Source organism: Staphylococcus pasteuri (assembly GCF_030547725.1).
Lineage (GTDB): Bacteria > Bacillota > Bacilli > Staphylococcales > Staphylococcaceae > Staphylococcus > Staphylococcus pasteuri.
In genome coordinates, this window is sequence record NZ_JAUOQO010000001.1 from 140,295 (window position 1) to 159,626 (window position 19,332).

The 19,332-nt window shown below is 29.8% G+C and carries 13 protein-coding genes and 1 pseudogene; 2 read left to right on the forward strand and 12 right to left on the reverse strand.

Going from position 1 to position 19,332, the window contains the following annotated elements:
* Positions 1-151 precede the first annotated feature (151 nt).
* The 3 genes and pseudogenes from Q4528_RS00640 to Q4528_RS00650 all read right to left on the reverse strand — a co-directional run bounded on the left by Q4528_RS00640 (position 152) and on the right by Q4528_RS00650 (position 5,051).
* Positions 152-3,016, reverse strand: a pseudogene (locus Q4528_RS00640) (DEAD/DEAH box helicase).
* Positions 3,017-3,018: 2 nt separating this feature from the next.
* A complete protein-coding gene (locus tag Q4528_RS00645; protein WP_029056111.1) occupies positions 3,019-3,411 on the reverse strand; it encodes a (deoxy)nucleoside triphosphate pyrophosphohydrolase in 393 nt (130 codons plus the stop codon).
* A gap of 149 nt (positions 3,412-3,560) precedes the next feature.
* Entirely contained in the window at positions 3,561-5,051 is a 1,491-nt protein-coding gene (locus tag Q4528_RS00650; RefSeq protein WP_029056110.1) for a glycosyltransferase, read from the reverse strand.
* 304 nt (positions 5,052-5,355) lie between these two features.
* On the opposite strand from Q4528_RS00650, the gene Q4528_RS00655 reads away from it, so the two are divergent.
* Together Q4528_RS00655 and Q4528_RS00660 are read left to right on the forward strand one after the other, a co-directional pair.
* On the forward strand, positions 5,356-6,996 hold the full coding sequence (locus Q4528_RS00655; protein WP_046467024.1) for a phospho-sugar mutase: 1,641 nt from the start codon (positions 5,356-5,358) through the stop codon (positions 6,994-6,996).
* Between the two features lie 186 nt (positions 6,997-7,182).
* Complete coding sequence (locus Q4528_RS00660) at positions 7,183-9,039, forward strand: glycosyltransferase family 2 protein (protein WP_052728888.1); 1,857 nt, start codon at positions 7,183-7,185, stop codon at positions 9,037-9,039.
* Positions 9,040-9,088: 49 nt separating this feature from the next.
* Here the strand turns inward: Q4528_RS00660 and galU are convergent, their stop codons facing one another.
* The 9 genes from galU to Q4528_RS00705 all read right to left on the reverse strand — a co-directional run bounded on the left by galU (position 9,089) and on the right by Q4528_RS00705 (position 19,244).
* Positions 9,089-9,955, reverse strand: a complete 867-nt coding sequence (gene galU, locus Q4528_RS00665; RefSeq protein WP_029056107.1) for a UTP--glucose-1-phosphate uridylyltransferase GalU — start codon at positions 9,953-9,955, stop codon at positions 9,089-9,091.
* A 725-nt stretch (positions 9,956-10,680) separates the two neighbouring features.
* Positions 10,681-12,039 carry a gluconate:H+ symporter gene (locus Q4528_RS00670; protein ID WP_046467022.1) on the reverse strand — a complete coding sequence of 453 codons (1,359 nt, stop codon included), beginning with the start codon at positions 12,037-12,039 and terminating at the stop codon, positions 10,681-10,683.
* Positions 12,040-12,155: 116 nt separating this feature from the next.
* Positions 12,156-13,694 carry a gluconokinase gene (gene gntK, locus Q4528_RS00675; protein ID WP_046467021.1) on the reverse strand — a complete coding sequence of 513 codons (1,539 nt, stop codon included), beginning with the start codon at positions 13,692-13,694 and terminating at the stop codon, positions 12,156-12,158.
* A 25-nt stretch (positions 13,695-13,719) separates the two neighbouring features.
* Complete coding sequence (locus tag Q4528_RS00680; RefSeq protein ID WP_046467020.1) at positions 13,720-14,400, reverse strand: GntR family transcriptional regulator; 681 nt, start codon at positions 14,398-14,400, stop codon at positions 13,720-13,722.
* Between the two features lie 136 nt (positions 14,401-14,536).
* Positions 14,537-15,259, reverse strand: a complete 723-nt coding sequence (locus tag Q4528_RS00685; RefSeq protein ID WP_303520153.1) for a MerR family transcriptional regulator — start codon at positions 15,257-15,259, stop codon at positions 14,537-14,539.
* A 205-nt stretch (positions 15,260-15,464) separates the two neighbouring features.
* The gene (locus tag Q4528_RS00690) at positions 15,465-16,163 is read right to left on the reverse strand and encodes a GTP pyrophosphokinase (protein WP_046467018.1); all 699 of its coding nucleotides are present in this window, start codon (positions 16,161-16,163) and stop codon (positions 15,465-15,467) included.
* A 140-nt stretch (positions 16,164-16,303) separates the two neighbouring features.
* Positions 16,304-16,717: a DUF2188 domain-containing protein gene (locus tag Q4528_RS00695; RefSeq protein WP_046467017.1), complete on the reverse strand. Its 414-nt coding sequence runs from the start codon at positions 16,715-16,717 to the stop codon at positions 16,304-16,306.
* Between the two features lie 105 nt (positions 16,718-16,822).
* Positions 16,823-18,724 carry an FUSC family protein gene (locus Q4528_RS00700; protein WP_232515349.1) on the reverse strand — a complete coding sequence of 634 codons (1,902 nt, stop codon included), beginning with the start codon at positions 18,722-18,724 and terminating at the stop codon, positions 16,823-16,825.
* Between the two features lie 232 nt (positions 18,725-18,956).
* A complete protein-coding gene (locus Q4528_RS00705; protein ID WP_017636538.1) occupies positions 18,957-19,244 on the reverse strand; it encodes a putative quinol monooxygenase in 288 nt (95 codons plus the stop codon).
* Positions 19,245-19,332: the final 88 nt, after the last annotated feature.

Below are 19,332 nucleotides of genomic sequence, written 5' to 3' on the forward strand. Positions count from 1 at the left end.
ACCAAGACATATAGCTATATCAATATTATTTTTCAATCTATAAAATAAGCAGGTATGGATTTTCGATATATTTTGCAAGCACTTTTAGGAAGTCCGCTGCTCCTGCACCAAAATTTAAAAATTCTAACATTCCAATCAAAGTTCATTATATTTAATCAGAAGTAATATACCTATAAATATCATCTCTAACTGGTTGATACATAGATAATTTCATCGTTACAACTGAATTTCCGTTAGGCATTATATCTTCCTCTTCTGTCCCTTCAATATAATTAGCTGTTCCAAGATAGTAGAAGTACTTACCATCATCGTCTTTTTTCTTTACAAAAATATACATTGTTACATTATTTTCCACATGATTGAGTATATTTTGTACTTCTGGAGATTGGATTTTTCTTGGTGACCTTGTGTACCATTTCAACTCATCTTGGCTTAAAAACTCATCTTCATATTTAGTATTATCACTTATGTCTTCATGTTTATCATAAGTGATAAATATAGGTAAAGTTTGATGTTTCATTTTATAGCCATTTATAGTTCCCGACTCATCACTATCCCAATTAAGCAGTTTAACAAAATCTTCACGGGAATATTTATTATAAATAATCATCCTATTTCCACTATCTTGATATCGACGATTATTATATTTAGACAGTTCTATTAAATCAAAAATATATTTTAAAAATAATGGATTATTTAATGAGTTGGAAAATTCTTTTGTTAATTGAATTTTGTCATTTTCAATATTTATAAGTGGTTCACCATAAGTATCACCAATTGTTGATTTGAATAATGAGAAGTCTAAAATTTTCAGGGATGTTATTACATCTTTTTCAATTATATCGTCGTTTAATTTTCTCATTTTCTCTAATAATTCTTTAATGAATATGGGGCCTTTCAATATTTCTTCTAATACTAAAATATCCACTTTCTTTAAACCTGGAGTTAGTTGCCTTGATAAAAAAGTTAAGTTTTTAAATTCATTAAGATTGATTTTATCTTCTATGTATTTATTTTTTAATAAAAACTCATGATAATTTTTGTATTTAGAAAAAATAACACTAGGATCAATTGAATTTTGTCTAATAAAATCCATTAACATAGGTAGTCTACCAATTCTATTCTGAACTGTTTCATAGGCTTCTCTTATCAATTTAGGCTGATTTAATTTAACTGCATCTAAAGAATCATAAATCTTTTTCTTAGCTATTTCTTCAAAATTTATTGTAGACACACCGTTTAATTCACTATTAGAAGTTAAAAACTTTTTATAACTATCCTTATTTTGAGACTGATCTCCTGATAGAGCGACTGGTATTAAATAATTCGTTTTATAATTCCCAATAAAATCAATAACTGTAACGTATTCTTTATTGTTACTTTTCCTTAATCCTCTACCTGATTGTTGAATAAATATGATACTTGATTCAGTTGGTCTTAACATTACGACTTGATTAACTTCAGGAATATCAATACCTTCATTGAATAAGTCTACAGTTATAATATAGCTAATTTCTCCATTTTTTAAACGCTCAATTGTGGTACTTCTTAATTCAATTTTATCTTTTCCTGTTAATCCTACAGAAGGTATTCCATGATCCGTTAATTTCTGCGCTAATTCATATGCTTCATCTCTTCGACTTACAAAAATTAACCCTTTAAGTTCTTCTCCAGAATAACCATAATAGTTAGTTTTATCTAAAATATTTTGCAATCGTTCATCTGACGTTAGATTCTTTAAATCTGCAACTTCCTCACTTATTTCTCCACCAATTGAATAATCAGTAACACCAAAATAGTGAAAGGGACATAAAATTTCACTTTCCAATGCTTCTTGTAATCTAATTTCAAAAGCTACATTATAATCAAATAATTCATATATATTTAGATCATCAGATCTTTCTGGTGTAGCTGTCATACCTAACATAAACTTGGGTGTGAAATAGTTGAATATTCTTTGGTAGCTCGAAGCAGCAGATCTATGAGCCTCATCAAATACAATATAATAAAAATGTTCTTTTGAGAATGCTTTAAAATTTTCATTATTAGATAAAGTTTGAATAGTAGCAAACAAATATTTTGCATTAACGTTTTTGTGTTTACCAGTAAGTAAACCAAATTCATTATCATCAATATGAGGCATTACTTTTTGAAATTCTTCTCTGGCTCTATTTAAAATACCTTCGTTATGTACGATAAATAAAAACTTTTCTGGGTTAAACGCTCTAACATCTAATGCACACAATATTGTTTTCCCTGTTCCTGTAGCCGAAATAATAAGACTTCTATCTTTTCCTTCTTTTCTGTGTGAATCCAGACAACTTAATGCTTCTTTCTGCATTTTATTAGGCTGAATATTAAATACGCTTTTATATTTATCATTCAACACTTTTTGTTGATTTTGTAATTCAAATATTTGTTTTATTGACTTGTATTCAAAAGTCTCTTTATAATCATCAATCCATTTCTGAGTTAAGGATATACTTTTATCCCATAGGTCATTAAATTGTCACTTAATATTATGTACTAATTCACCATTTCTATGAGTTGATAACAATATATTATGTTCGTAATTAATTTTTAATGCATTAGAGGTTAGATTTGAACTACCAATGATCATAGAAGAGTAATTTTCATGATCAAAAATATACCCTTTTGCATGAAACCCTTCTACATCAGTTAAACGTACTTCCACATTTTCTAATTTTAATAATTCACTATACATTTTAGGACTATTAAATCCTAAATAATTGGAAGTTAATATTCTCCCTTTTATTCCTTTACGATTTAAATCATATAATATGGATTTTAAACTAGCTAATCCACTTTCAGTAATGAATGCTACTGAAATACTAAAAGATATACACTTTTGTAACTCTTGAACTATTGTAGATAAAACATTTTCATTTTTATTATTTATTAATAATTTGGGAGTAAAATTTCCTTGGTGCGAAACATTTTTATCTATAAATCCTTTATGTAAAGATTGTGTGAAATCTTCAATTAATCTATTCATAGCTATTCTCCTTCAATTATTAATTTAACCGCTGGAATATCTGCTGGAGCCCATGTTAATGAATTAAGCTGGTTAATTGGTAACCACTTTATTTCTTTATGTTCAGTTAAAGTAGGAACATCTTGGTTTAATTGACACTTAAAGGTTGTTAAGTTAACTATACCAAAATCATATTCATACTCTGTAGTTGTCAATTTTTCATTAATAGAAATATCACATTTCATTTCTTCTTGAATTTCTCTAATCAAGGCTTCTTCTTCTGATTCATTTTTTTCAACTTTTCCACCTGGAAATTCCCACATTAAAGGTAGGCTCATTTTTTCACTTCTTTGAGCACATAAAATTTTATTATCAGAAAATATAATTGCTCCAACTACATTTATCACTTTTTTCATATATTTCACCTTCTCTATCAAATTTATATATACATTCTATCAAATAATTTAAAAGCAGTAAGTTAACTAATAAAAATATAGAAATTTCATTGAAATCAGAAGTGTAAAAATCCGAACAAGTTCTTCACTTGTCCGGATTCAAAATCTTTCTATTTAATTTTATCAAACAACTTTTTAAAGTTGGCTGCGGCGTTTTCTTGTTTGAGTGTTGCTTTTGTAGCAACATGTGTTAGTGGTTCTCTAACTACTTTATCCATGTATTTTGCAAATTCTTCAATATTATCTGGTTCTACTAAATAACCATTAACGCCATCATCAATAATTTCACTTGGACCATATCTAACGTCATATGAAATAACTGGACAGCCTACTTCTATACTTTCCATTACTGTTAAGCCAAAGCCCTCATACTTACTAGTTAATAATGAAGCTTTAGACTTTCTAAATTCATCCAATGGATTATTAGTATAGTTATATACTTTTACTTTATCGCCTAAGTTATATTCTTTAATAAGGTCTAGCATTAATTTTTTTTGATTGGCTTCATCTGGGCCAAACACTGTTAATTCAGTATCATGACCATAAGATAGAAATTGTTTATATGCTTTAATCAAGTGGTCAATTTGTTTTTGTAAACCTAATCTACCGATAAATACAAATCGGTCTAATTTTTCAACTTGATCTGACTCAGGATATGGTTCAATAAAATGCGGAATAACAGATATTTTATTATCATCGATATCATACAAGTTTTGAATATCATCTTTTTGCATTTGAGTAAGTAATAAATATTGAGCTACTTTATCAGCATTACCTAGCGCTGTTTTGTATGAGCCTTTTACATTTTCTCCATCTAAATGACTATTGTGGAATACAAGAACATTTTTAGTTTTAGGTATTTGATTAAGCATTGGTTTATCTAATACTCTAGCATCATTAAAGATGATATCTCCATCTTTAAAACGATGATTGAAATAATACTCAAATAAATCTTTTTCAGTTTTAAATGAGCGTAAATATTTATTGTCTTTAAATATTTGAATAAAATCGATACGTTTATCTACACTAGCATCATAAAATTTCTTACAATAAATTTGTCCTTCTGTATCGTAGTATTCTTCTAATATTTTAAAGTATGTTTTACTAGAGAAATAATTAATTTTATGAAGTTGACCATACACATTGTACTCATGACGTTCAATTCTTTTCTTAGATACAGGAGACATAACATCTTCGAATTCTACAATATTAGTACCTTCATAATATCTTCTATAAAGAACGTACGTATCTCCATCATAATAACGAACGACATTACCATCTTTAAATTCTTTCTTTTGTAGTCCTTCAATTTCTTTATCTTTTTCTTTATAAATTGGTTTTTTCTTAAATTTTGTCGTTGGTATAGATAATAATTTAAAATCTGAAAGCCAATCATATAAATTTTCGTATTCTGTATTTTTAGTTACAAAACCTTTTTTTAAAAATTCATCATATACTTCTTTATAATTAGCATTATAATTTGTAGTATATATCTTATTAACGATATTCATTTCCTCATCTAAAAACTTGATTCGTTTTAATAACGCTTTAGTTCTTCCCCCATGGACTGGTGGCAATGTGCTTGTAATTGTATTAATCATATTTAATCCCCATTTATATTTGATATGCTAATTATATGAGACAATATTTAAAAAGTATAGACTTTTGATATTAAAAAATAATTGATAAACACTTATTTTTTAATATTGTCATAAATACTTAAATTTCAACTTTGAATTTTTCTCATCATTTTTTATATCTTTTTAATGTAACTTACAATAAATGTACTATATAATAAGATTAACTTACATGCGTACATCTGTATTCAATATACCCGTTTGATAATGATTTAAAATAATTAATTTAGATGTAACGCGATTATTTTTTAAAGGGGAATTTTATATTATGAAAGATAATTGGACTAAAGTAGCTGATGAAAGTTTAGTTAAAGACTTTTATGAGAACCAATCAACTGAAGCTCAACAAGAAGGCTTTGAAACAACACTTGCTTTTGGTACGGCTGGAATAAGAGGCAAATTAGGACTTGGAGAAGGACGTTTAAACCGATTTACTGTATCTAAAGTCGCTTTAGGCTTAGCCAAGTTTTTACAATCCAAACACACATCACCAGTAGCAGTGATTCATTATGATACAAGACATTTGTCACCGGAATTCGCTCAAATTATCGCAACGATTTTAGCTAGTAATGATATCAAAGTTTATTTATCTGATACATACCGTACAACACCTGATTTATCTTATGCTGTTAGATTTTTAGAAGCAGATGCGGGTGTCATGATTACTGCAAGTCATAATCCTAAAGACTATAACGGTATCAAAGTTTACGGTGAAGACGGTGCACAACTGTCTACAGAACCATCTGCCGAGCTAAGTGATTATATTAACGATTTAGGTGATCCACTTAACATTGAACTACCTGAATTAAATGAACAACAACAATCAAACATTTTAACAGTCCCAACTGACGTAAGAACATCATACTTTGAACACATTAAGGAATTAGTCGGTGACATTCCTAAATCAAATTTACAAGTGGTGTTTACAAGTTTACATGGAACAAGCGTACCTGTTGTACCTGACATTTTGACAACGTTAAATTTCAATCAATTTAATTTAGTTGAAGCGCAATGTAAACCTGATCCTAACTTCAGTTCTGTTGCAAGTGCGAATCCAGAAGATCATAAAGCGTTTGATCAATCCATTGAACTTGCAAATCAAATTAAAGCTGATTTATTAATTAGTACTGATCCAGATGCTGACCGTTTAGGTATAGCAGAGCGTGATGCAGACGGTAATATTCATTACTTTAATGGTAACCAAATTGGTGCCCTATTATTAAATTATCGTATTAATGAAACAGCACACTTAAACAATAGAATTATGATTCAATCTATTGTAAGTAGTGAACTAGCTAAGTCATTAGCGCGTTATCATAATGTAGAATACAAAGAAGTGTTAACTGGCTTTAAATATATTGCTGAAGAAATTAGAAATATGTCTGATGATCAAAATTACTTACTTGGTTATGAAGAAAGTTATGGTTTCCTAGCTGGTCCATTCGTAAGAGATAAGGATGCTATTCAGATCGTACCGCTTATTATTAAATATGCTTCTGAACTTAAAAATGAAGGACGTATGTTAAAAGATGAGTTGGAAGATATCTACCAACAAGTAGGACACCACAATAACAAATTATTCTCTCATACATTTGAAGGTGCAAAAGGCAAAGCAATTATCGATGATATTATGACAACATATAGAAATAACCCACCACGTTCTATTAATGGATTAGATGTCATTGCTATTGAAGATTATGAAACAGGAGAAAAAGTTGATTTCCAAACAAATCAAACCTCTTCTATTACGTTACCTAAAGCAAATGTACTTAAAATTTACTTCAAAGAAGGGTTTATTGCATTAAGACCTTCTGGTACTGAACCTAAGATCAAATTGTATGTATCATTAACACATGACGATTTTGATAATATTGCAAACAAAATAAATTCATTTATTTTTGATAAATAATAAGAAGCTTCTCCAATCAATGGAGAAGCTTTTTATTATACCGCACATTTAATTATTTAATATTTTGATATTTTAATTGATAGTGCTATACTTTTAGTGATTTTCAAATATATTATTCAGTCATAAAAATAACAATTTCAAAACACTAATTAGGGAGAGAGTATTATTCAAAAGCTTATTTCAATTATTGTACCTGTATATAATAAAGAAGCATATTTAGAAACATGTATTCAATCTTTGATAGACTTAAAAATAGATAAAACGCTTATTGAAGCAATATTCATAGATGATGTATCCACAGATAAATCATATGAATTACTAAAACAATATAACGAAAAATATGACTTTATTCAGACGTACCAACTAGATGAAAATTCTGGTGGTCCTGCGGTTCCAAGAAATTTAGGTATTAAAAAAGCACAAGGTGATTATGTTACTTTCTTAGATGCTGATGATTGGTTAGATACTGAAGGTTTCCCTAAATTTGTTGAACAAGTGAACAGTCATCAATCAGATATTGGATTTGGTCAATGTTATAAACATACTAATGAAAACATTAAAAAAATTGCTCGTTTTGCGTCATATAAACAGGATGATAATTTAGTTCCAAGTGATATTTTCAAAATATTTCGTGCTGTAGGACCACCAGGTAAAATTTACAAACGTTCTATTTTGTTAGATCATCATATTACCTTTAAACATATGAAATATGGGGAAGATAAATTATTCTTTTTTGAAACTTTACCTTTATGCCATTCAGCATCAATGACCACTGAACCTGTATATCATGTAAACCGTTACGAACTAAATGACTCTCTAGTTAATGACACTAACATGCTAGAGAAATCACAATTAAATTTAAATATACTTGAGCATGTCTTAAAGATGGATATAGAAAATGGAATTATGATTAAAATTTTAAGTAGAATAGTGGAAATTGATTTTATTTCTAGATTTTTATTAACTAAGACATTTAATAAATCAAAAGATAAATCATTCTTTTATAAGCAGTTTGATAAAGTAGAGTCTTTAATTACTAATGCAGGTTACAATATGAATGATTTAATTATTACTGATAAATTCAAACGTATTTATGACGCTTATCAACAAAATAAAAATATTTTAGAATCATTAATCAACTTTTTATTGAATGATGCAAAAGTTAGTAAGTATATTAAAGAAAATACTATGTACTACATGTATCCTGAAGATTTAAAACATTTACCTGAATTAGCACTAGATTGTGTGCCTATATTTAGAGGTACATATTATATTAAAGATGAATTATACGATGAAATTGAGATTTTTAAATTAGCAGAAACAGAAATAAATTCCGTCGAACTAATTAAAATTCACGACGAACGATACATTAAACCCGTCAAATATGAGTGGACAAATCAATCACTTTATATTAAACATAAAGATATCTTCTTTAAAAATACTGACTTTAATATTTCAATCACTTATAATGATTTTGAGAAGTGTTTAGTAAAAGCTACACCACCTCATTATAGCGATTATAATTATTTAAAACGTCAGAACTTATCATTAGCATTTCACTCATACAAAGATGGAGATGAAGACATAAACATGAAACAATATCTAACTGATACACCAAAGCATGTTGTCGCATTGCAAAAGTTTAAGAAGTATGAAGAAGCAAACTTTATAAACGAAATAAGTGATATTAATAAAGGTCAATGTATTCGTATTATCCAGATGGATAAAAGTGATAAAGGCACTCCTAGATTAGTTACAGAGGACGGAAGTTATATAACTGCTAATCAAGATTTTGTAACACCAATCAATCTTGATAGTATTGAAGGCTATATTACAAACACTCCGAAATCTGTTGAAGTAATTAAGAAATGTAAGCTATATGAGGATGTAGGTTTTAAGAAAGATCCAGTTAAGACTTTAGAAAAAGGCACAAAAATAGATATTATTGATATCGAATTTACTAGTAAGTTAACACCTAGATTAAAAACAACAGATGGTTATTATTTAACTGCTAATCAAGGTTTTATCAAAGTTTTAAAATAATATTGAAAAAGCATCAATCACTTTACATTGTGATTGATGCCTTTTTGCTTTATAAGTCTAATTGTTTAATGAATGCTTTTAAATCATCTTTCATGTCTTTATCTTTTAATGCATATTCGATCGTTGTTTTAACGAATCCTAATTTTTCACCAACATCATATCGATCTCCTTCGAAGTCATATGCGTACACTTGGCTTTCTGTGTTCATACGTTCGATTGCGTCAGTTAATTGAATTTCATTTCCTGCGCCTTCTTCTTGTGTTTCAAGATAGTCGAAGATTTCTGGTGTTAATACATAACGTCCCATTATAGCTAAGTTTGATGGTGCTGTACCTTGTTTAGGTTTTTCTACGAATTTTTTAACTTCATAACGTAATCCAGATTGTTCTAATGGATCAATGATACCGTAACGATGTGTATCTTCCGGTGCAACTTCTTGTACACCAATAACAGATTTACCTGTTTCATCGTAAACATCCATTAATTGTTTGATGGCAGGTGTTTCAGATTCAACAATGTCATCGCCTAATAACACTGCGAATGGTTCATCACCAATAAATTGACGTGCTGTATGAATGGCATGACCTAAACCTTTTTGTTCTTTTTGTCTAACGTAAAAGATATTAGCTAAATCGGTTGAATATTGAACGCGTTCTAATAAATCATTTTTACCTTTTTCTTCTAATACCATTTCTAGTTCTTTTTGGTTATCAAAGTGGTCTTCAATCGCACGTTTATGTTTACCTGTAACGATAATAATGTCTTCGATACCTGCTCTTGATGCTTCTTCAACGATGTATTGAATAGTTGGTTTATCTAGAATTGGAAGCATTTCTTTCGGCATTGCTTTTGTTGCCGGTAAAAATCTAGTACCCAAACCAGCTGCTGGAATAATTGCTTTTTTTATTTGTTTCAAAGTCTCTACTACCCCTTTTTTAAAAGAATAACTGCTAATGTATAACATCATTTTATCATTAATACCACAATGTGCATAGTTTACATCATTTTAATATTTTACATTAAATTAATGTGAGAATTTTTTATATTTAAAACAATATATTGTTCATTAGGATTTTGGGATTTCTATTACTATATCTCCTACTATTTGAAGTCAACTAGTAGTATTTTACACTCAAACTTATTGCCTTAATCTTCATATCATAGTATAATTTAAGTATAAAATTACACCTAGCAACTTTTAGAGTGTTTACTAGGTGGAAAAACTAAGCAACATATTTTGAGGGTTAACTCAATTCATATGTTCTACACAAACAGCTTTTAGACTCGTCTTATTGCAGTAAGACGGGTTTATTTTTTTGCTCGAATGTGCTTGATAAACCACATAACAATAAATGTAATAGTTACCACAACCGGTAAATATACAATGATATGTATAGTAATATCTATTGTTATCATTATCATCCCTGCACATTAGACCTTCTTAGTAATTGATTACTTAGAAGGTTTTATGCATGAACTTTAGTTCATGTATACCATTAAGTTTTCAAAGCTTTTATATCAATGCTTCACAGTTATTCAAAAATGGTTTAAACAGACAAGAAATATATCAGTTTTTGTTGCGACCCTTTATAAATCCATACAAAATACCGACTGTCTCCAGCCGGTATAATTATAAATATTTTATACGAATAAACTAATAAATAAGATGAAGATAATGCCTGATACCGAAATAACTGTCTCTAGTAATGACCAAGTTAAGAATGTTTCTTTAACTGTTAATCCAAAATACTCTCTGAACATCCAGAAACCCGCGTCATTGACATGAGATAAGATAACACTACCTGCACCAATAGCTAGTACGACTAAAGCAACATTGGTATCTGACGCTTGAAGTAATGGCATGACTATACCTGTAGTAGAGATAGCCGCAACAGTAGCAGATCCTAATGCGATTCTAAGTACTGCAGCAACAATCCATGCGAGTAAAATTGGGGACATATGTGTACCTTCAAACATTTTTGCGATTGTGTCACCAACACCGCCATCTATTAGAACTTGTTTGAATGTACCGCCACCACCAATGATTAACAACATCATACCAATTGGATATATAGCTTGTGTGACTGATTCCATAATATCTTCCATTTTTCTTTTTCGAAGTATTCCCATAGTAAATATTGCAAAGATAACTGCTATAAGCATTGCAGTACCCGCATTACCAATTAGATAAATGATCGACTCAACACTATTTTTAGGTGTATCATGTCCAGTAACCAATTGAACAATTGTTGAAATCAACATCAATATAACTGGTAATATTGCAGTTAAAATACTAATACCAAATCCTGGCATTTCCTCATTAGTAAATTCTTTTTGTGCGCCTAATGCTGAAATATCTCCTTCACGTGAGTATGCTGAAGGAATGATTTTTTGCGCAAATTTATTAAATAATGGACCTGCGATTAATGTGACTGGAATTGCAATAATAATTCCGTACATTAATACATGACCGATATTGGCTTTTAATTCTTTTGCAATAACAACCGGTCCAGGATGTGGAGGTAAGAATCCATGTGTCACAGATAAAGCAGTTACCATTGGTAGTCCTAGTTTTAAAATAGAAACGTTTGCACGTTTAGCTACTGTGAATACAAGTGGGATTAATAAGACTAGTCCTACTTCAAAGAACAATGCTATACCAACGATGAATGCTGCAATAAGCATCGCCCACTGTACATGTTTCTGTCCAAATTTTGCGATTAATGTATCAGCGATTCTTGTCGCGCCTCCACCATCAGAAAGTAACTTTCCTAAAATAGCACCTAATCCAAAAATTAAAGCGATATGACCTAATGTGCTACCCATTCCGTTTTCAACAGTTTCCATAATTTTATTGAGTGGCATTCCTAATAGTAATGCCGTGATTATCGATGTAATAATTAAAGCAATAAAGGTATTCAATTTTAAAAATATAATTAAACTTAATAAAATGATAATTCCTAAAACAACGCTAATTAGTGGCCAAATTTCTCCAAACATGGCAGTCCCTTCTTCCTTTTCTGTGTTATTCTCAATAAAGTTGCTCGAATTCAAAAGTGACATGGCTACATTGCAATTAAATACTGTCTATGTGCTAAGATATTTTATGAAATCAATTAATCCATATGTTGACGTTGAAAATCTGCAATTTCACTATAAGATTCTGTTAATGAACGACTAATCTTAATGAATATTTTGACTAACTGTTGATAAATGTCTACTGTATTGGGATCAGGTTGATGTTCATGAGTTGTTCCAACCATTTGTTCAATTATTGAAAAATCATCTATTTCTCCTAGTGCCTTCATACCTAGAACGCAAGCACCAAGACATGAGCTTTCATAGCTTTCAGGTACACTTAATTGTGTATCAAAAATATCTGCCATCATTTGACGCCATATTTCACTTTTCGCAAATCCACCTGTTGCTTTAATTTCATTTGGTGTTTCGTTCATCACTTCAATCAATGCAAGATATACAGTATATAAGTTATATAAAACACCTTCTAAAGCAGCACGAATCATATGTTCTTTTTTATGTGATAATGTAAGCCCGAAGAAAGATCCCCTTGCATCGGCATTCCACAACGGTGCTCGTTCACCTGCTAAATATGGATGGAAGATTAAACCATCTGATCCAGGCTTAACTCGACTTGCAATTTGTGTTAGTACATCATATGGATCAACACCAAGTCTTTTAGCCGTTTCAACTTCACTAGCTAATATTTCATCTCGAAGCCATCTTAAAATAACGCCACCATTATTTACTGGCCCACCAATAACATAGTGTTCATCAGTTAAAACATAACAAAATATACGTCCTTTTTCGTCTGTTCTCGGTTTATCAATAACAGTTCTTATCGCTCCAGACGTTCCGATAGTGACTGCTACTTCACCTTGCTGATAACTATTAACACCGAGATTTGATAAAACGCCATCACTTGCCCCTATGACGACTGGTGTATTTTCATCAATGCCCATTAAAGTTGCATATCGTTTTTTCATTCCAGTTAAAATATGTGTTGTTGGTACCAACTCTGGTAATTGAGATCGTGAAATACCTAATAAATTGAGTACATCATCATTCCAATCTAATTGTTCAAGGTTAAACATACCTGTTGCTGAAGCCATTGAATGATCAATCACATATTGCTCAAATAATTGATATAAAATATATGTCTTAATATCAGCAAACATAGCAGTATTATCGAAAGTAGATTGTTGTTCGTGTTTCATCCAGAAAATTTTTGATAACGGTGACATTGGATGGATTGGCGTGCCTGTTCTTCTATAAATATCTAATCCATTATATTGATTATTGATTAATGTTGCGTATTTGCTTGCTCTATTATCTGCCCAAGTAATGTTTTCAGTTAATCTATGATGATTTTCATCCATAGCTACAAGACTATGCATTTGTGCACTAAAAGAAATCAATTTAATATCTTCTTTTGCTATGTTTGCTTCCCTTACCACATATTTCACTGTCATTAAGACTGCATCAAATAGTTCGTCTGGATTTTCTTCAGAGACATCAACATTAGGTGTATGTAATTCATATCCAATGTTATGCTTCATTATAAATTGTCCATTTTCGTCATATAGCACTGACTTAGTACTCGTTGTCCCTATATCGACTCCAATCATATATTTCATCATTTCCCCTACTTTCTCAAAAAAATTATCGTAACCAAAATCCTTCTATATCTTTTCCAACATCATCAAAGTTTAAATGAAATGCTTCTCTTAATTTGTCTGAATCTTTATTATCAACCGCTTCCACAAAAACGTTATGATTGCGATGAATACGTTCAAAATCATCCGGATTTTGTAACATTCTACGTCTCATAGACAATAAAATGAGTGATTCCATGACAGGTTTAAGATGGTACCAAAAGGTTTTTAGATATTGATGATTAGAAGCTAAAATCATTGCCTCATGAAACTCGAAATCATGTTTTGTAAATGATTCAGCATCTTCGAATTGTACGGCTACTTTCATCATTTCTAACTGCTTTTTCATTTCCTTTGCGATAGCTTGTGTATCCTGTGTTCTCAACCTTGAAAAGGCAAACGATTCTAACATCAAACGTAAGTCATATAGCTCTCTCTTTTCTTGCTCTCCAAAAGGTAGAACCTGTGCACCCATTCGTTCTAAATGTATCAATTGGTCTGTTTGTAATAGTTTAAAAGCATCTCTAACAGGTGATCGGCTTACATTAAATTGTTTAGCAACTTGATTTTCTGTTAACCAAGTCTCAGATTCAATGTCACCATTAATAATGCCTAATCTTATTTCAGCAGCGATTGACTCACCTGTAGTTAAATGTCTTTTCCAACTTTCTGGATAGCCATATGTCATATCTTACACCTCAATTTCCAGTTACCTTTATACTTGTATACAAGTATATTAATACATGTACCCTTGTTTTGCAAGCGCTTACTTTAACTGCAAATAAAAAGCCTCGCTGATAGTCATCGAGGCTTAATCAAAATAATTATTTAGTTTTAGCTGGTGTTTCTATGCAATAATTCGTTTCGTGACAATTTGGACATTCCAGTCTTCGTGTCTTCATGGTATGTTTCGCAGTGATCACTTTATTCAGTGATGGTCGAAATTGGTTTTGAAAATTAGGACAAATAAACTCTACATTTTTGTAATAATAGCGTGTTATCTCAATTGCATAACTAATAATAAAAGGAGACACGATAAATAATGGCGTTTTATTTCTTAAAACGAATGAACTTATTAATCCTGTATATTGAATTATACCGACTATGCTTGCACTTAGAATTATTTTCTTATAAGTCTCTTTCATATTATTAGATTCTTTCACTATTTTCTCTATGTCATTTAATTTAAATATAGGTGTTACAGAACTTTCATTAAAATATTGTTTTGTTAATTTTATTTTATCAACTATGCTTTGCTTTTGTTCAATTTGTTTTATCAATGTTTCTTCTTTCATATTTAGAATATAGTTCAAGGTTTTCATCGTACTCTCTTCATTCATTAATGTTTTAATTTCATTTAATGAGCAGCCCATATTTTTTAATAGTAATATCAACTCTAGTTTTTTTAAGTCATCATCTGTATAAATACGTCTTTTGGTTTTTGTAAAATGACTGGGTTTTAAGATACCTTTTTTATCATAATATTGTATAGTTCTTACTGAAACATCATACTGTTCTGCAATGTCACCTGTCGTATAATAAGACATAGATTATTCACCTCCTAATACAAATGTAGCTTATTACGCTACGTCATTTTCAATAATTAAAACTCATTTTTTAGACTGCCGGTCGTCTACAAATTTATTTTATTATTATAACGTATACTTTTAATATATATTCTCTTAATATAAAAAAGTAGTATGGAATAATATACTATATTATTACTACATACTACTTTGAAAATTTAATTAATTAATCATTTTTAGAGATTTCTGAGTGAATTTGCTGCATTTTTCTTTCAACATCTGTTATTTCTGTTGCACATTGTTCTAACAGTCCTTTATATTTTTCAGTATCTGTATTATTTTTGTATCGGATTTTATGTTCTAAACTTGCCCACATATCCATACCAATTGTTCTTATCTGGATTTCTACTGGTGTTACTTCTACAGAATCAGCTAAAAATACAGGAATCGTTACAACAATATGTAAACTTCGATAGCCATTTTCTTTAGGATGTTCAATGTAATCTTTACGTTTGATTAATTTGACATCTTCTTGTTTTAATAACATTTTTTCAATTACATAAATATCATCTAAGTAATTACATATAACTCTTATACCAGCGATATCCATAATATTTTCTTTGGCACTTTCAGCACTTACTTCCAAATCTTTGCGTTTTAGCTTTCCAACTAAACTTCCCATTTCTTTCACACGACGTTCCATATGATGAATAGGGTTATGTTTATACATATGATTAAAGTTATCATCTAATATACTTAGTTTAGTACTAATTTCTTTAAGTGCTGATGAATAAATATGATCTAACTCAACAAAGCCTACTAAAATATCAAAAGCTTCGTCGCTATTTTTAAATGTATTCAAACTGTTTTTAAATTCTGTTCTTAAGTCTTCTAGATATAATGAGGGTTTTCTCTCTACATACATATTATTTCCTCCAACTTCTTTATCAATTTTATTATAACTAAGTTCATAAAGAAGAAGAAATAATTGCACTCCCTACTTTAGTCGCATCCAATATAAAAAGACTACCCTCATTTTGAGGATAGCCTTTCTAGACTTTTTCTCTATTCATCTTTTTGATGTTCTATTACTTTCGTATTTTTATTTTCTGCAATTTCTTGTGCTCGCTTAACTGCATCTTTTTTATATTGGAAAGTATCAGAAGCTTGTTTAGCCTTTTCTGTTTTTACTTTCCACTCATTGTCTTCAAAGTAAACGTGTATAGGTTCTTCATTTAATTCTGGGTTTGCAGACTGATCTGTTTGATGTTGTGTGATGTGTTTATTTTTCAATTCATTTAATTCATCTTTAGAAGCATCTTTGTACCATTTTTCAGCCTGTTTCGTAGCAATTGGGATAATATCTGATTCTTTATAACCATCTTTCAACATGGCATTAGCTATATCAATTGCTTTTTTACGTTCTAATTCATCAAGATTTTTTAAACTCTGTGGGTAATCATCCATTGTCCAAGGCATAGTATTCATCTCCAGTTTAATTTGCTTATATATTAGTATTACCACCAATACTAACTATTTAACCACTATGACGTCATACTACGGTTAGACAACCCTCAGACTACTCTACTTACCTAATATGCCTGCTTCAATAGCATCTTCACGTGCTTTTTGACTGTTTTTCTGTATTTTCATTAAACCAGACTTAATATAATTATACTGTGGTAAATCAGTTAATTCTTTTACTTCGAGATGTGATTGTAATTCGAAATGTTTAGCAATGTTTTCAAATGTAGCTAAATATTCACCCATTAATTGATCATCTATTCTTGAACGATGATTATCGCTAAGCGCCCTACTAAGCATAAAACTAATTTCTTCAAGCGCAAATATACTTGGATAATAGTATTGGATTACTTTTTTATTACTGAACAACTCACCATTTGCTGCATTATACATTTGAGTCATATTGTTCAATCTAACTGATAATCCTAGATTAAGATTTTTTTCTTCTTCTTTATTATGATACTTGTTTTCTGAGAATAAGTAATGGAAGAACGATGCTTCTTTTCTCACAACTTCTGCAATTGTATTTGGTAACAATATTGATGACGTTCTTTGTCCCAATATAAATAGGCCGATAGTAGAAATAGCTACACCAATAATTACGTCTACAATTCTTGGATATGCAATACTAATAGATAGGTTTTGTGAAGCAAGACCATTTAGTAAGATAACTTGAATTGTAATAAATATGACCGCAAACGTGTAATTTGCACCAACAAACATTTCTGTAATTCCAGCGCCTAATCCCATTAATATAATTGCTAATGGTGTTGGAATAGAAAATGCTAATATTCCTGTAAGCACTATAACACCTAATATAGTACCAAAACTTCTTGCAGTACCTCTTTCTAATGAATGAATTGTTGATGTTCCTACCAATAAGGTATGTGCAGATAATGGAATCCAGTATGCTTTATCAAATCCAAAGAATAAAGCTATGAATATTGCTGCTGACATGATGACTGTATATCTTAATGTGTTTCTAAATACAATAGAATCTAATGTTAGATTTTGTAAAATACGCTTACTATATAAAGGCGTTCTAATTTTTGCTTCATGTTCGATATGATTAGAATCAGCATGTGCAATTTCATCTATTTTTAGTATATGATTTAATAAATTTTCAAATTCAGAACTTACATTGATTTCCTTTTTCCATGTTTGATGATTAGTTTTTGGATGTTTTACTTTATTGATAATAAAATTCAACATTTCAATTAAATCATTAGGTAATGGTCGTATATTTTTTTCATTAAGCTCTAATAATTCTGAATAAATACCTTGAACTGAAGTATGAATTAATAATAATTTTTGAAATCGTGAACTCATCTTATCGTTATTCGCAGATGACGTTATGAGTAGTTTATCTGACGCTTTAAATGCAGATACTGCTGAATTTGCAACTTTTTTAAATGCTTCTGGGTCATTGTAATTTTCCATCATATCTTGAATTACTTTGAAATCTGCATTAATTGCACTATCTTCAGCTTTTTCTTTTTTAATATAAATCGTTAATAGCACCATTAATGTCGCTAATATTCCACCTATTAATATAGCCAACCCTCTAATTAATGCTTGGTCAGGTGCAATAGGTAAATTCATCGGTAAACAGAACGTTACGATGAAGAACGTAGATGAGGGTCCTGCTATTTTGAGAGAAGTGAATATATAAAATGGTACTACTGTAACAATTAATAGCAAGATACCAAATATAATTGGTTGTGCTGTTGTCAATGTTCCAAGCATCATACATACTACAAACGCTAAAGAACAAAGTATTACAATTCTAATTTGTGATTTTGGTGCTCCTTTAAAGACATATATATGCGCTAATGTACCTGTGGCAATTAATATACCAAAAGAGAAAAAGCCAAAATAATATCCTAAAAGAGCCGGGATAATCATTAATAATCCTTGTCTTAACCCTTTATATGGATCAACTTTTGATTTATTAAATGTCATGACTAGCTGTATAAAACTCTTCAATATGTCCTCTCCTTTCCTTTTTATTGATTTTAAACAAAATAAAAGAACGGAATGTTTCTCATTTCATTGATTTGAAATCAGCGTTATTCCGCTCTCAATAGCGTTAACTTATTAGATGTATTGTTCACAATCCATCAATGATACATACTATTATATCACTTTCATTAATATTTGATTACTATTTCCCATTATATTTTATCTACCAAATTTATTTAATTTGTTGGGCAATTTCTATAACTGGTTCTTCTGCAACATACTCTTTAACTTTATTATTAAAGTTTTGGAAATGTGGAGACTCCATATGTGAGTTGATTGCTGCTTCATCAATATAATTTTCAACTACCACAAATGTATTACGTTCTTGTACATCTTCAAAATGGCTATAGTATAAGACTCCATCTTCTTTTCTTGTTTCTTCAACTAAACTTTCCATTAATTTTAAATATTCGTCTCGTTTTTCTTCTAATATTTTAATTTTTGCATTAATGATCATCATTTAAAACACACCTTTCTTATTAAGATATTATGTACTTAACAAAATATAAAAAGCAATAAATGAGATTTGATATAGTACATTACTATAT